Origin of the sequence: Escherichia sp. WS3063, assembly GCF_046486595.1 — a bacterium.
GTDB lineage: Bacteria > Pseudomonadota > Gammaproteobacteria > Enterobacterales > Enterobacteriaceae > Escherichia > Escherichia coli.
This window is the reverse complement of sequence record NZ_JBJQKY010000019.1, coordinates 1-14,084: the sequence shown is the minus strand read 5'-3', so window position 1 is coordinate 14,084 and position 14,084 is coordinate 1. Positions and strand designations below refer to the sequence as shown.

Genomic DNA, 14,084 nt, shown 5'->3' with positions numbered 1-14,084 from the left:
ACATCAGGCACATCAGATAATCACAGATTCTCGCCGTTGCTGGCAATCACCTCTTTGTACCAGTCAAAGCTCTTCTTACGTGAACGCGACATATCGCCAGTACCGTCGTCATGTTTATTCACATAGATAAAGCCGTAGCGTTTGCTGTACTGCCCGGTGGTAAACGACACGCAGTCGATGCAGCCCCACGGTGTGTAGCCCATCAGATCCACGCCATCGTAAGTCACCGCTTTTTTCATCTCTTCAATATGGGCGCGCAGGTAATCAATGCGGTAGTCGTCGTTGATGCTGCCGTCTTCTTCCACTTTGTCGTAAGCGCCAAAACCGTTTTCGACAATAAACAGTGGCTTCTGGTAACGCTCATACAGCTCGCAAAGTGCGTAGCGCAGACCCACCGGATCAATCTGCCAGCCCCAGTCCGACGCTTTAACATACGGGTTTGGTACGCTGCCTTCAAAACCAGAGATCGCATCGCCGGTGCCGCCTTCGGCCTTCACCGCGTTGGTCATGTAATAGCTGAAACCGAGATAATCGCAGGTGCCTTCGCGCAGCACATCGAGATCGCCGTCTTCCATTTTGATGTTAAATCCGCGACGCTCCCACTCGTTCAACACATAGGACGGGTAATAGCCACGCAACTGCACATCGGTAAAGACGTAACGTTCGCGCATCGACTCCTGGGCAAACATCACATCGTCCGGGTTACAGGAGTAGGGATAGAGCGGCACCATCGCCAGCATACAACCGACTTTCATCTCCGGGTTGATGCGATGCGCGGCTTTCACCGCCAGGGCGCTGGCGACAAACTGGTGATGCAGCACCTGATACATGGTCTCTTCCGGGTTTTCATGTTCGGTATACACCACGCCGGAGCAGCAGTAACCGAACAGCGGTGCACGCCAGTTACGCTGGTTGTTAATTTCGTTGAAGGTCATCCAGTATTTGACTTTGTGCTTATAGCGTTCGAATACCACTTCCGCGAAACGGACAAAGAAATCAACCACTTTACGGTTGGTCCAGCTACCGTATTGCTGCACCAGATGCAGCGGCATTTCAAAGTGGGAGAGGGTGATCACCGGTTCGATGTTGTATTTCAGCAGTTCATCGATCATATCATCGTAGAACTTCAGCCCTTCTTCGTTTGGCTGAGCTTCATCGCCTTTTGGAAAAATGCGCGTCCAGGCGATGGAAGTACGAAAACATTTGAAGCCCATTTCGGCAAATAGCTTGATGTCCTCCTTGTAGTGACCATAAAAATCAACGGCTTCATGGTTTGGATAGTATTTTCCTGGCAAGACTTCTTTGGTGATTTCGCGCGGCACACCGTGTGCGCCACCGGTCAGAACGTCACAAATGCTCGGCCCTTTGCCGCCTTTGTTCCAGCCGCCTTCGACCTGATGAGCGGCAACTGCGCCGCCCCATAAGAAATCTTTCGGTAAGGTGAGTTTTTTCACTATCATAGGCTCCAGATGAGTCAATTCTTACAGGAAATAGTACCATGCAGCCAAACGACATCACTTTTTTTCAACGTTTCCAGGATGACATTCTGGCTGGGCGTAAAACCATCACCATCCGCGACGAGTCTGAATCGCACTTCAAAACGGGTGATGTGCTTCGTGTCGGACGGTTTGAAGATGACGGTTATTTTTGCACGATTGAAGTTACCGCAACCTCAACCGTAACGCTGGATACGCTGACGGAAAAACATGCAGAGCAGGAAAATATGACCCTGACTGAACTGAAAAAGGTCATTGCCGACATCTATCCCGACCAGACACAGTTTTATGTGATTGAATTTAAATGCCTTTAAATTGAACTCACGCCTGTTAGTTGAAATTTCGCATTTAATTTCATGATTTTTCAGAGATTAATCTCAAATCAGAATTTATTTTAGCTAACAGGTGTTCACTGGAACTATTCTCAGTTACGCTGGAGAGGTATACATGTGCGTGTACGTTTCTCCGGAGCAAGTTATGGTTCAGAAGCCCCTCATTAAGCAGGGATATTCGCTGGCAGAGGAAATTGCCAACAGCGTCAGTCACGGCATTGGGCTGGTGTTTGGTATCGTTGGGCTGGTGTTGCTACTGGTTCAGGCGGTGGATCTCAATGCCAGCGCCACGGCGATAACCAGTTACAGCCTCTATGGCGGCAGTATGATCCTGCTGTTCCTCGCTTCGACGCTCTATCACGCCATTCCCCATCAACGGGCAAAAATGTGGCTGAAGAAATTTGACCACTGTGCCATTTATCTGTTGATTGCCGGAACCTACACGCCGTTTTTGCTGGTGGGGCTGGATTCTCCGTTAGCGCGCGGGTTGATGATTGTTATCTGGAGCCTGGCATTGCTGGGTATTCTGTTTAAACTGACCATCGCGCACCGATTCAAAATTTTATCTCTGGTGACCTATCTGGCGATGGGCTGGCTGTCGCTGGTGGTAATTTATGAAATGGCAGTTAAGCTCGCGGCGGGCAGCGTTACCTTACTGGCGGTAGGCGGTGTGGTTTATTCGCTCGGGGTGATTTTCTACGTCTGCAAGCGCATTCCATACAATCATGCCATCTGGCACGGCTTTGTGCTCGGCGGTAGTGTGTGCCACTTTCTGGCGATCTATTTGTATATTGGGCAGGCGTAATTGGCGTGCCTTTGTAGGCCTGAAAAGACACACCCGTGTCGCATCAGGCGATAAATGCCTGATGCGATACAGAGATTTACTCTTCCAGCGAATATGGCAGTGGCTCGATACGCAATGTATTCGCATCGTCACGCACGCGGAAGATGCTGTCCGGTTCCATATCGTTATTCATGACGACCTGTACCACGACCTGACCATCTTCCAGTTTTACCGCAGCCAGCACCGTACCGGTACGACGCCAGTTCTCGCCCATTTTCAGCTCTAAATCTTCACCAGCTTCCGGCAGTCGGCTGGCACTACCTGCCAGCAACCAGAGCGCGCGTTTGTTGGCACCGCGGAATTTGGCCCGCGCCACCATCTCTTGTCCGGTATAGCATCCTTTCTTAAAGCTGATGCCGCCCAGCGCCTGGAGGTTGGTCGCCTGTGGGATAAACTGCCCGCTGTTGGCGGCATCAATCACCGGGAAACCCGCTTCAATGTTTAATGCCAGCCACTGTTGGCTATTGTTCAGTTCCGCTTCACCGCGCAGTTTATCGGTCAGCATATTGGCAGTAGCTTCATCGGTTACGATCAGGAAACGTTCTGCCGGGTGTTCAAACCATAGCAACGTGGTCGCGCCTTCTTTGACTACCTGTTTTTCTCTCGAAGGTAGTTCACTAAAGAGATTTGCCAACGCGGCGCGCGCCTGAAAACCGGCAACACCAAGCAGCACACGCTCGTCGTCTGGCGCGATGGTCACTTTAGAGAACACCGCATATTTTTTCAGTTCAGTCAGCTGCGGTTCACGCACGCTGCGCCGTTCAATCCATGCAAAGCCATCGCCGTCGCGGAACAGACGTAAATTGCTCCACATTTTACCTTTGGCGTCGCAATGGGCGGCGAGCAGGTGCTGATCTTCAGTCATCTGGCTGACATCTGCTGTCACCTGGCCTTGCATATATTTTTCGCTGTCCGCGCCAGTAATAGTGGCAAGCGCCCAGTCATCAAGCGTCATCAGCGTCAGTGGCAAACGGGCAGAAGCCGTAGGCTGACGGGGAGGAAAAGGTGTAAAAGCCATAATAGAGTCCTGAGTTGCTTAACGGCGTATTAATAACTAATGGTAAAAGAGCTATGAGGCAATGCAAGTGCTTTCACTACGCGATCTGTGCCTTCTGCGAGGCGACTTCCAAAAAAATGAAGCCCTTGAATTGTTGTGAATTAATTTCGCGATCGCGATTATGTTTACTGATATTCCCGTAAAAGAAGTCGAAAAACACGTTACAATAGCCGGGTACTGGATTTTCGTGAGACAGGAAGAAGATGGACATTAACAACAAAGCCCGCATTCATTGGGCATGCCGCCGTGGTATGCGCGAACTCGATATTTCAATCATGCCGTTTTTCGAACATGAGTACGACAGCTTAAGCGATGACGAAAAACGCATCTTTATTCGTCTGCTGGAATGTGACGATCCGGACCTGTTTAACTGGCTGATGAATCACGGTAAACCGGCCGATGCAGAACTGGAAATGATGGTCCGACTCATCCAGACACGGAACCGGGAACGTGGTCCTGTGGCAATCTGATTTGCGCGTCTCCTGGCGCGCACAGTGGCTTTCCTTGCTGATTCATGGGCTGGTTGCCGCTGTTATTTTACTCATTCCCTGGCCGCTCAGTTACACCCCGTTATGGATGGTGTTACTTTCGCTGGTGGTGTTTGATTGCGTTCGCAGCCAGCGGCGTATTAATGCTCGCCAGGGGGAAATTCGCTTGTTGATGGACGGGCGTTTGCGTTGGCAAGGGCAGGAGTGGAGCATCGTCAAAGCGCCGTGGATGATTAAGAGCGGCATGATGCTGCGTTTACGTTCTGACAGCGGAAAACGGCAACATTTATGGCTGGCAGCTGACAGCATGGACGAAGCCGAATGGCGGGATTTACGGCGGATATTGTTACAACAAGAGACGCAAAGATAAAGATGACGGCAAAGCATATGTGCTAAGCCGTCAGTGACATCAGGCGTAATGCTCTGCCATTTCGTTGAGGATTTGCTCGCACCAGCTTTGAATACGCTCGTCGCTAAGGTCATACTGGTTAGTTTCATCCAGCGCCAGACCCACGAACAGTTGCCCGTCAGCAATCACCGGTTTCGGGCTGGTAAATTCATATCCTTCCGTTGGCCAGTAGCCGACGAACTTCACGCCTTTGGTCGAGAGTTTGTCATGCAGCATACCGAGCGCATCGAGGAACCACTCGCCGTATCCCAGTTGATCGCCAAGCCCATACAGCGCAACAATTTTACCTTCGAGGTTCAGGTCGTCGAGCTGATCCCAGACGGCTTCCCAGTCTTCCTGGATTTCGCCAAAATCCCAGGTCGGGATACCCAGAATGAGCACATCGTACTGCTCCATTAATTTCGGGGAGTCGTCCTTGAGGTTATGTAAGGTCACCAGTTCTGGGCCGATAATATCGCGGATTTTTTCTGCCGCCATTTCGGTGTAACAGGTGCTGGAACCGTAAAAAAGACCCATATTCATAACGTAAGCTTCTCGATTCTGCTGTGGCTTTTGCGGCTAGTGTATCAGAATCGCTTTAGTCACGGCACAATAAGGCATAATGGATCAAATGAGTGACCATAAGGGGCGCAAGTGAAACAGGATCTGGCACGCATCGAGCAGTTTCTTGATGCTCTGTGGCTGGAAAAAAATCTGGCTGAAAATACGTTGAACGCTTACCGTCGCGATCTGTCAATGATGGTGGAGTGGTTGCATCACCGCGGGTTGACGCTGGCGACGGCGCAAAGTGACGATTTGCAGGCATTACTGGCAGAACGGCTGGAGGGCGGGTATAAAGCCACCAGCTCAGCGCGTTTGCTGAGTGCAGTGCGCCGATTGTTCCAGTATCTTTATCGCGAAAAGTTTCGTGAAGATGATCCCAGTGCGCATCTCGCTTCACCGAAATTGCCCCAGCGTTTGCCAAAAGATTTAAGCGAAGCGCAGGTCGAACGTTTATTACAGGCACCATTAATTGATCAGCCACTGGAGCTACGCGATAAAGCCATGCTTGAAGTGTTGTATGCTACCGGACTGCGTGTCTCTGAACTGGTCGGGTTGACAATGAGTGATATCAGCCTGCGTCAGGGCGTAGTGCGGGTCATTGGTAAAGGCAACAAAGAGCGCCTGGTGCCGTTAGGTGAAGAGGCGGTTTACTGGCTGGAAACCTATCTGGAACATGGGCGTCCGTGGCTGTTGAATGGTGTGTCAATTGACGTGTTGTTTCCCAGCCAGCGTGCGCAGCAGATGACGCGACAGACCTTCTGGCACCGCATTAAACATTATGCCGTGCTGGCGGGTATCGACAGCGAAAAGCTGTCACCGCATGTGTTGCGTCACGCTTTTGCCACTCACTTATTAAATCATGGTGCGGATTTGCGCGTGGTGCAGATGCTACTGGGCCACAGCGATCTCTCCACCACGCAAATTTATACGCATGTCGCTACCGAGCGTCTGCGGCAACTTCATCAACAGCATCACCCGCGGGCGTGATGTCTGAAAAGAACAGGAAAATTTATGAAGAAAGGTTTTATGTTATTTACCTTGTTGGCAGCGTTTTCAGGCTTTGTTCAGGCTGATGACGCGGCAATTCAACAAACGTTAGCCAAAATGGGCATCAAAAGCAGCGATATTCAGCCCGCGCCCGTAGCTGGCATGAAGACAGTTCTGACTAACAGCGGTGTGTTGTACATCACCGATGATGGTAAACATATCATTCAGGGGCCAATGTATGACGTTAGTGGCACGGCTCCGGTCAATGTCACCAATAAGATGCTGTTAAAGCAGTTGAATGCGCTTGAAAAAGAGATGATCGTTTATAAAGCGCCGCAGGAAAAACACGTCATCACCGTGTTTACTGATATTACCTGTGGTTACTGCCACAAACTGCATGAGCAAATGGCAGACTATAACGCGCTGGGGATCACCGTGCGTTATCTTGCTTTCCCGCGCCAGGGGCTGGACAGCGATGCAGAGAAAGAAATGAAAGCTATCTGGTGTGCGAAAGATAAAAACAAAGCGTTTGATGATGTGATGGCAGGTAAAAGCGTCGCACCAGCCAGCTGCGACGTGGATATTGCCGACCATTACGCACTTGGCGTCCAGCTTGGCGTTAGCGGTACTCCGGCAGTTGTGCTGAGCAATGGCACACTTGTTCCGGGTTACCAGCCGCCGAAAGACATGAAAGAATTCCTCGACGAACACCAAAAAATGACCAGCGGTAAATAATTCGCGTGAAACAACAGATACAACTTCGTCGCCGAGAAGTCGATGAAACGGCCGACTTGCCCGCTGAATTGCCTCCCTTGCTGCGCCGTTTATATGCCAGCCGGGGTGTGCGTAGCGCGCAGGAACTGGAACGCAGTGTTAAAGGCATGCTGCCCTGGCAGCAACTGAGCGGCGTCGAAAAGGCCGTTGAGATCCTTTACAACGCTTTTCGCGAAGGCACGCGGATTATTGTGGTCGGTGATTTCGACGCCGACGGTGCCACCAGCACGGCTCTAAGCGTGCTGGCGATGCGCTCGCTTGGTTGCAGCAATATCGACTACCTGGTTCCAAACCGTTTCGAAGACGGTTACGGCTTAAGCCCGGAAGTAGTCGATCAGGCTCATGCCCGTGGCGCGCAGTTAATTGTCACGGTGGATAACGGTATTTCCTCCCATGCGGGGGTTGAACACGCTCGTTCGTTGGGCATTCCGGTTATTGTTACCGATCACCATTTGCCAGGCGACACATTACCCGCAGCGGAAGCGATCATTAACCCTAACTTGCGCGACTGTAATTTCCCGTCGAAATCACTGGCAGGCGTGGGTGTGGCGTTTTATCTGATGCTGGCGCTGCGCACCTTTTTGCGCGATCAGGGCTGGTTTGATGAGCGCGGCATCGCAATTCCTAATCTGGCAGAACTGCTGGATCTGGTAGCGTTGGGGACAGTGGCGGACGTCGTGCCGCTGGACGCTAATAATCGCATTCTGACCTGGCAGGGGATGAGTCGCATCCGTGCCGGAAAGTGCCGTCCGGGGATTAAAGCGCTGCTGGAAGTGGCCAATCGCGATCCACAAAAACTCGCCGCCAGCGATTTAGGTTTTGCGCTGGGGCCACGTCTCAATGCTGCCGGGCGACTGGACGATATGTCCGTTGGCGTGGCGCTGTTGTTGTGTGACAACATTGGCGAAGCGCGTGTGCTGGCGAATGAACTCGATGCACTAAACCAAACACGTAAAGAGATCGAACAGGGAATGCAGGTTGAAGCGCTCACTCTGTGCGAGAAGCTGGAACGTAGCCGCGACACGCTGCCAGGTGGGCTGGCAATGTATCACCCTGAATGGCATCAGGGCGTTGTTGGCATTCTGGCATCGCGTATCAAAGAGCGTTTTCACCGTCCGGTTATCGCCTTTGCGCCTGCGGGCGACGGTACGCTGAAAGGTTCCGGTCGCTCCATTCAGGGGCTGCATATGCGCGATGCGCTGGAGCGGCTAGACACGCTTTACCCCGGCATGATGCTGAAGTTTGGCGGTCATGCGATGGCGGCGGGTTTGTCGCTGGAAGAGGATAAATTCGAACTCTTTCAACAACGGTTTGGCGAACTGGTTACTGAGTGGCTGGACCCTTCGCTATTGCAAGGCGAAGTGGTGTCGGACGGTCCGTTAAGTCCGGCCGAAATGACCATGGAAGTGGCGCAGCTGCTGCGCGATGCTGGCCCGTGGGGGCAGATGTTCCCGGAGCCGCTGTTTGACGGTCATTTCCGTCTGCTGCAACAGCGGCTGGTGGGCGAGCGTCATTTGAAAGTCATGGTCGAGCCGGTCGGCGGCGGTCCGCTGCTGGATGGTATTGCTTTTAATGTCGATACCGCCCTCTGGCCGGATAACGGCGTGCGCGAAGTGCAACTGGCTTACAAGCTCGATATCAACGAGTTTCGCGGCAACCGCAGCCTGCAAATTATCATCGACAATATCTGGCCAATTTAGCGTCATCTTCTCTATAAAAAAGAGCGTGGATTGGGTACAATCCCGCTCTTATCACCGCATTTTGACTAGCTCAATAAAAGAAATCAGACCATGTTTGAAATTAATCCGGTAAATAATCGCATTCAGGACCTCACGGAACGCTCCGACGTTCTTAGGGGGTATCTTTGACTATGACGCCAAGAAAGAGCGTCTGGAAGAAGTAAACGCCGAGCTGGAACAGCCGGATGTCTGGAACGAACCCGAACGCGCACAGGCGCTGGGTAAAGAGCGTTCCTCCCTCGAAGCCGTTGTCGACACCCTCGACCAAATGAAACAGGGGCTGGAAGATGTTTCTGGTCTGCTGGAACTGGCTGTAGAAGCTGACGACGAAGAAACCTTTAACGAAGCCGTTGCTGAACTCGACGCCCTGGAAGAAAAACTGGCGCAGCTTGAGTTCCGCCGTATGTTCTCTGGCGAATATGACAGCGCCGACTGCTACCTCGATATTCAGGCGGGGTCTGGCGGTACGGAAGCACAGGACTGGGCGAGCATGCTTGAGCGTATGTATCTGCGCTGGGCTGAATCGCGTGGTTTCAAAACTGAAATCATCGAAGAGTCGGAAGGTGAAGTGGCGGGTATTAAATCCGTGACGATCAAAATCTCCGGCGATTACGCTTATGGCTGGCTGCGTACAGAAACCGGCGTTCACCGCCTGGTGCGTAAGAGCCCGTTTGACTCCGGCGGTCGTCGCCACACGTCGTTTAGTTCAGCGTTTGTTTACCCGGAAGTTGATGATGATATCGATATCGAAATCAATCCGGCAGATCTGCGCATCGACGTTTATCGCGCGTCCGGCGCGGGCGGTCAGCACGTTAACCGTACCGAATCTGCGGTGCGTATTACTCACATCCCAACCGGGATCGTGACCCAATGCCAGAACGACCGTTCCCAGCACAAGAACAAAGACCAGGCCATGAAGCAGATGAAAGCGAAGCTTTATGAACTGGAGATGCAGAAGAAAAATGCCGAGAAACAGGCGATGGAAGATAACAAATCCGACATCGGCTGGGGCAGCCAGATTCGTTCTTATGTCCTTGATGACTCCCGCATTAAAGATCTGCGTACCGGGGTAGAAACCCGCAACACGCAGGCCGTGCTGGACGGCAGCCTGGATCAATTTATCGAAGCAAGTTTGAAAGCAGGGTTATGAGGAACCAACATGTCTGAACAACACGCACAGGGCGCTGACGCGGTAGTCGATCTTAACAATGAACTGAAAACGCGTCGTGAGAAGCTGGCGAACCTGCGTGAGCAGGGGATTGCCTTCCCGAACGATTTCCGTCGCGATCATACCTCTGACCAATTGCACGCAGAATTCGACGGTAAAGAGAACGAAGAACTGGAAGCGCTGAACATCGAAGTCGCCGTTGCTGGCCGCATGATGACCCGTCGTATTATGGGTAAAGCGTCTTTCGTTACCCTGCAGGACGTTGGCGGTCGCATTCAGTTGTACGTTGCCCGTGACGATCTGCCGGAAGGCGTTTACAACGAGCAGTTCAAAAAATGGGACCTCGGCGATATCCTCGGCGCGAAAGGTAAACTGTTCAAAACCAAAACCGGCGAACTGTCTATCCACTGTACCGAGCTGCGTCTGCTGACCAAAGCACTGCGTCCGTTGCCGGATAAATTCCACGGCTTGCAGGATCAGGAAGCGCGCTATCGTCAGCGTTATCTGGATCTCATCTCTAACGATGAATCCCGCAACACCTTTAAAGTGCGCTCGCAGATCCTCTCTGGTATTCGCCAGTTCATGGTGAACCGCGGCTTTATGGAAGTTGAAACGCCGATGATGCAGGTGATCCCTGGCGGTGCCGCTGCGCGTCCGTTTATCACTCACCATAACGCGCTGGATCTCGACATGTACCTGCGTATCGCGCCGGAACTGTACCTCAAGCGTCTGGTGGTCGGTGGCTTCGAGCGTGTATTCGAAATCAACCGTAACTTCCGTAACGAAGGTATTTCCGTACGTCATAACCCAGAGTTCACCATGATGGAACTCTATATGGCTTACGCAGATTACAAAGATCTTATCGAGCTGACCGAATCGCTGTTCCGTACTCTGGCACAGGATATTCTCGGTAAGACGGAAGTGACCTACGGCGACGTAACGCTGGACTTCGGTAAACCGTTCGAAAAACTGACCATGCGTGAAGCGATCAAGAAATATCGCCCGGAAACTGACATGGCGGATCTGGACAACTTCGACTCTGCGAAAGCGATTGCTGAATCTATCGGCATCCACGTTGAGAAGAGCTGGGGTCTGGGCCGTATCGTTACCGAGATCTTCGAAGAAGTGGCAGAAGCACATCTGATCCAGCCGACCTTCATTACTGAATATCCGGCAGAAGTTTCTCCTCTGGCGCGTCGTAACGACGTTAACCCGGAAATCACAGACCGCTTTGAGTTCTTCATTGGTGGGCGTGAAATCGGTAACGGCTTTAGCGAGCTGAATGACGCGGAAGATCAGGCGCAGCGCTTCCTGGATCAGGTTGCCGCGAAAGATGCAGGTGACGACGAAGCGATGTTCTACGACGAAGATTATGTCACCGCACTGGAACATGGCTTACCGCCGACAGCAGGTCTGGGAATTGGTATCGACCGTATGGTAATGCTGTTCACCAACAGCCATACCATCCGCGACGTTATTCTGTTCCCGGCGATGCGTCCGGTAAAATAAGCATTACGTTATGCTCACAACCCCGGCAACCGTCGGGGTTTTTTATTTAAGCTGGGTAAATGCAGATAATCGTTTTCTGGCTTCGCGATTTGTCGCCTGCATCACCATCCACGGACTGAACGCCCACGGCGTAGCATCAATACCGCGTAAAACCGCTGCTAAATCACACCATTGATAATCCATCACTTCATCATCGTTGATCTGTAACGCACTGGTCGTGCGTGCGGCAAATACCGGACACACTTCATTTTCCACAATGCCATTCGGATCGGTGGCGCGGTAGCGAAAGTCAGGATAGATAGATTCAGGAGGCGTAATTTCTACGCCAAGCTCATAACGGCAACGGCGGATCACCGCCTCTTCGTTGCTTTCTCCCAGTTGTGGGTGCCCACAAACCGAGTTAGTCCACATGCCAGGCCATGCTTTTTTGCTAAGGGCGCGGCGGGTAACTAATAATTGCCCTTTGGCATTAAACAGCCAACTGGAAAACGCGAGATGTAAGAGGGTGTCTGCCGTGTGTGCGGCATACTTTTCCAGCGTACCCGTGGGAACTCCCTGTGCATTCAATAAAATGACGTGTTCCGTTTGCATAATATCTCACATGTAATTCTGATCACTCATCATTATAGATAATAGAAGAGTGAAATGATTAACCAAGTGAGCGTTTATCGACAACCGCCCATTTTGAGCGGATGTCGACAGGTAAAAACCATTTAAAAAAGCAGCATCATATATTTGAAGCGACTTTCAATGGCCATTGCAACACAATCAGAAATGACAGGAATAGAGAGAGTAAAAATCAACAGCAGACTAAATATAGCGCGCATTAAAAGATTCATATTATTCTCCATGCTCATTTTTCTTCAGCTTGCGCATCAGAAGCCACATACGTACTGTCCTGACTTTTAAATCTTTATCAGAGACGGATTCCTTCACCAGGTCAGCATGATGCTGGTAGCCATTAAAGAAAACGTTCAGCACAACGGCGCTAAGGGTTGCGAGCATAATGCCGCTATGCAGCAACGGTTGCAGTACGGCCGGTAACTTAGAAAAGAAATCGTGAGAGAGCGTTGGCGTCATGCCAACACCGAGACTGATCGCCACAATATAGAGGTTGTAACGGTTAGTGGTGTAGTTACAGCGCGACAGAATTCGAATCCCTGTCGCCAGTACCATGCCGAACATCACCAGCCCCGCGCCGCCCAGCACAAATTGCGGAATCGAGGCCACCAGCACCGCCATTTTTGGCACCATGCCAAACAGGATTAATATAATTCCCGAAGAAATACACACCCAGCGGCTATGAACGCGCGTCACGCTAACCAGGCCAACGTTTTGAGAAAATGACGTGTGGGGGAAGCTGTTAAACGTTCCGCCTATCATTGTCCCTACACCATCGACACGCAGCCCGCGAATAATATCGTGTGAAGAGAGTTTACGACCGACTATTTCACCCAGTGCCAGGAACATCCCCATCGACTCGATAAACACGATGATTAACACGGCAGTCATGGTCAGAATGGAAACGGGATCGAAAATCGGCATACCAAATGACATCGGCGTGACAATCGCAAACCATGAAGCATCATGTAGCCCGGATAAATTGACTTCATTCATCATCCACGAAAGTAAAAAGCCAAATACAATCCCCAGTAATACGGCGACGTTGGACATAAATCCTTTCGCATAGCGAGTAATGAGCAAGATAAAAATTAAGACGGCAAAGGAGATACCTAAATAAACGGGATTACCATATTGCGGATTCCCTTTACCTCCGGCGGCCCAGTCAATACCCACCTGAATGATGCTAAGCCCGATAGAAGTAATAACCACACCGGTAACCAGTGGCGGGAATAAAGGCATCAAGCGACCGATAAGTGGCGCTAATAATGTGGTGATAAAACCCGCGGCGATAGTGGCACCGAATATCCCCAGCAGGCCGATATCCGGGTTCATACCAATGGCTATCATTGGTGTTACAGCGGCGAAGGTCACCGACATAATCACCGGCAGGCGGATCCCCATAAAGCGGCCGATACCGATACATTGCAATAATGTGACGATCCCGCAGCAAAAGAGATCCGAGCTAATGAGCATCGCAATAGCTTCTTTTGATAGGCCGAGTCGGTCACCAATCGTAAGAGGAACAGCGACTGCACCTGCGTACATGACAAGGACGTGTTGCAGACCGAGTATGATCAGCTTTCCTGGTGATAATATGCGGTCAACCTCATCAGTTGGGCGGTCTTGCCCAGAAGATGAGGGAAGTTGGGAATCTATGGCGCTCATCAGTGTTTCTCCTTTCGCCCGCCAGAGTAAAAAGCAACCGTTTACGTTCATGAAACTGTCTAAACACATGCTCGTGGAGTGCCAGTTTTTGCGAGGAAGGGGAGTTAGAGACAGGAATTGCGGAGGCAATCACATAATCGTGGTTAAACTACGAAAATGAGAAGAGAACCTGACAATGGAATTATCTGTAATTTTCTCATATTGATATTTCATTAATCATTCTGGCATGTCGCACTCTCGCATTTAATCGTTTTTATCTGGATAGCATTCTTTTGATCGGCAATGTTGAAATAATGAAAGCGGCATAGATTGAGGGGCAATAATTTGAACTCAGTTGCGGTAATGACTCCAACTTATTGATAGTGTTTTATGTTCAGATAATGCCCGATGACTTTGTCATGCAGCTCCACCGATTTTGAGAACGACAGCGACTTCCGTCCCAGCCGTGC

General features: G+C 51.1%; 17 protein-coding genes. 10 read left to right on the top strand and 7 right to left on the bottom strand.

Annotated features, from left to right (window positions below; genetic code table 11):
- Window positions 1-20: 20 nt before the first annotated feature.
- The gene (bglA, locus tag ACJHYW_RS17295; protein ID WP_063082439.1) at window positions 21-1,454 is read right to left on the bottom strand and encodes a 6-phospho-beta-glucosidase BglA; all 1,434 of its coding nucleotides are present in this window, start codon (window positions 1,452-1,454) and stop codon (window positions 21-23) included.
- Window positions 1,455-1,498: 44 nt separating this feature from the next.
- Here bglA and yqfB point away from each other — a divergent pair, with 44 nt between their 5' ends.
- Window positions 1,499-1,810, top strand: a complete 312-nt coding sequence (yqfB, locus tag ACJHYW_RS17290; protein ID WP_001182956.1) for a N(4)-acetylcytidine aminohydrolase — start codon at window positions 1,499-1,501, stop codon at window positions 1,808-1,810.
- Between the two features lie 163 nt (window positions 1,811-1,973).
- The gene (gene trhA, locus ACJHYW_RS17285) at window positions 1,974-2,633 is read left to right on the top strand and encodes a PAQR family membrane homeostasis protein TrhA (protein WP_000250274.1); all 660 of its coding nucleotides are present in this window, start codon (window positions 1,974-1,976) and stop codon (window positions 2,631-2,633) included.
- A 76-nt stretch (window positions 2,634-2,709) separates the two neighbouring features.
- Here the strand turns inward: trhA and ygfZ are convergent, their stop codons facing one another.
- Window positions 2,710-3,690: a tRNA-modifying protein YgfZ gene (gene ygfZ / locus ACJHYW_RS17280; protein ID WP_049038218.1), complete on the bottom strand. Its 981-nt coding sequence runs from the start codon at window positions 3,688-3,690 to the stop codon at window positions 2,710-2,712.
- A 242-nt stretch (window positions 3,691-3,932) separates the two neighbouring features.
- Between ygfZ and sdhE the strand changes: the two genes are divergently transcribed.
- Window positions 3,933-4,199 carry an FAD assembly factor SdhE gene (gene sdhE, locus ACJHYW_RS17275; protein WP_000354046.1) on the top strand — a complete coding sequence of 89 codons (267 nt, stop codon included), beginning with the start codon at window positions 3,933-3,935 and terminating at the stop codon, window positions 4,197-4,199.
- Window positions 4,180-4,587, top strand: a complete 408-nt coding sequence (locus ACJHYW_RS17270) for a protein YgfX (RefSeq protein ID WP_000244765.1) — start codon at window positions 4,180-4,182, stop codon at window positions 4,585-4,587. The genes sdhE and ACJHYW_RS17270 overlap by 20 nt, the downstream gene beginning before the upstream one ends.
- A 39-nt stretch (window positions 4,588-4,626) precedes the next feature.
- Here the strand turns inward: ACJHYW_RS17270 and fldB are convergent, their stop codons facing one another.
- On the bottom strand, window positions 4,627-5,148 hold the full coding sequence (fldB, locus tag ACJHYW_RS17265) for a flavodoxin FldB (RefSeq protein WP_001055874.1): 522 nt from the start codon (window positions 5,146-5,148) through the stop codon (window positions 4,627-4,629).
- Between the two features lie 111 nt (window positions 5,149-5,259).
- Between fldB and xerD the strand changes: the two genes are divergently transcribed.
- From xerD to lysS, 5 genes are all read left to right on the top strand, one after another.
- Window positions 5,260-6,156, top strand: a complete 897-nt coding sequence (gene xerD / locus ACJHYW_RS17260; RefSeq protein WP_000806638.1) for a site-specific tyrosine recombinase XerD — start codon at window positions 5,260-5,262, stop codon at window positions 6,154-6,156.
- A 24-nt stretch (window positions 6,157-6,180) separates the two neighbouring features.
- Window positions 6,181-6,891: a bifunctional protein-disulfide isomerase/oxidoreductase DsbC gene (gene dsbC, locus ACJHYW_RS17255; RefSeq protein ID WP_000715230.1), complete on the top strand. Its 711-nt coding sequence runs from the start codon at window positions 6,181-6,183 to the stop codon at window positions 6,889-6,891.
- A 5-nt stretch (window positions 6,892-6,896) separates the two neighbouring features.
- Window positions 6,897-8,630 carry a single-stranded-DNA-specific exonuclease RecJ gene (gene recJ / locus ACJHYW_RS17250; RefSeq protein WP_000813190.1) on the top strand — a complete coding sequence of 578 codons (1,734 nt, stop codon included), beginning with the start codon at window positions 6,897-6,899 and terminating at the stop codon, window positions 8,628-8,630.
- A 90-nt stretch (window positions 8,631-8,720) separates the two neighbouring features.
- A protein-coding gene (gene prfB / locus ACJHYW_RS17245; protein WP_001701073.1) for a peptide chain release factor 2 occupies window positions 8,721-9,819 on the top strand; the annotation gives its coding sequence in 2 pieces (ribosomal slippage) (window positions 8,721-8,795 and window positions 8,797-9,819; 1,098 coding nt in all).
- 9 nt (window positions 9,820-9,828) lie between these two features.
- Window positions 9,829-11,346: a lysine--tRNA ligase gene (gene lysS, locus ACJHYW_RS17240; RefSeq protein WP_000003071.1), complete on the top strand. Its 1,518-nt coding sequence runs from the start codon at window positions 9,829-9,831 to the stop codon at window positions 11,344-11,346.
- 42 nt (window positions 11,347-11,388) lie between these two features.
- On the opposite strand, the gene idi is transcribed toward lysS, so the two are convergent.
- Window positions 11,389-11,937 carry an isopentenyl-diphosphate Delta-isomerase gene (idi, locus tag ACJHYW_RS17235; protein ID WP_001192784.1) on the bottom strand — a complete coding sequence of 183 codons (549 nt, stop codon included), beginning with the start codon at window positions 11,935-11,937 and terminating at the stop codon, window positions 11,389-11,391.
- 54 nt (window positions 11,938-11,991) lie between these two features.
- On the opposite strand from idi, the gene ACJHYW_RS17230 reads away from it, so the two are divergent.
- The gene (locus tag ACJHYW_RS17230; RefSeq protein ID WP_122989841.1) at window positions 11,992-12,063 is read left to right on the top strand and encodes a hypothetical protein; all 72 of its coding nucleotides are present in this window, start codon (window positions 11,992-11,994) and stop codon (window positions 12,061-12,063) included.
- Here ACJHYW_RS17230 and yqfG read toward each other — a convergent pair.
- The 3 genes from yqfG to ACJHYW_RS17215 all read right to left on the bottom strand — a co-directional run.
- Window positions 12,060-12,185: a protein YqfG gene (yqfG, locus tag ACJHYW_RS17225; protein ID WP_001298502.1), complete on the bottom strand. Its 126-nt coding sequence runs from the start codon at window positions 12,183-12,185 to the stop codon at window positions 12,060-12,062. The two genes, ACJHYW_RS17230 and yqfG, sit on opposite strands and share 4 nt — an antisense overlap.
- Before the next feature lies 1 nt (window position 12,186).
- Window positions 12,187-13,635 (bottom strand): urate/proton symporter UacT, encoded by a 1,449-nt coding sequence (gene uacT, locus ACJHYW_RS17220; protein WP_049038221.1) that lies wholly within the window; start codon window positions 13,633-13,635, stop codon window positions 12,187-12,189.
- Between the two features lie 353 nt (window positions 13,636-13,988).
- On the bottom strand, window positions 13,989-14,084 hold a 96-nt coding region (locus tag ACJHYW_RS17215), incomplete at its 5' end, for an IS1 family transposase (protein WP_000851394.1).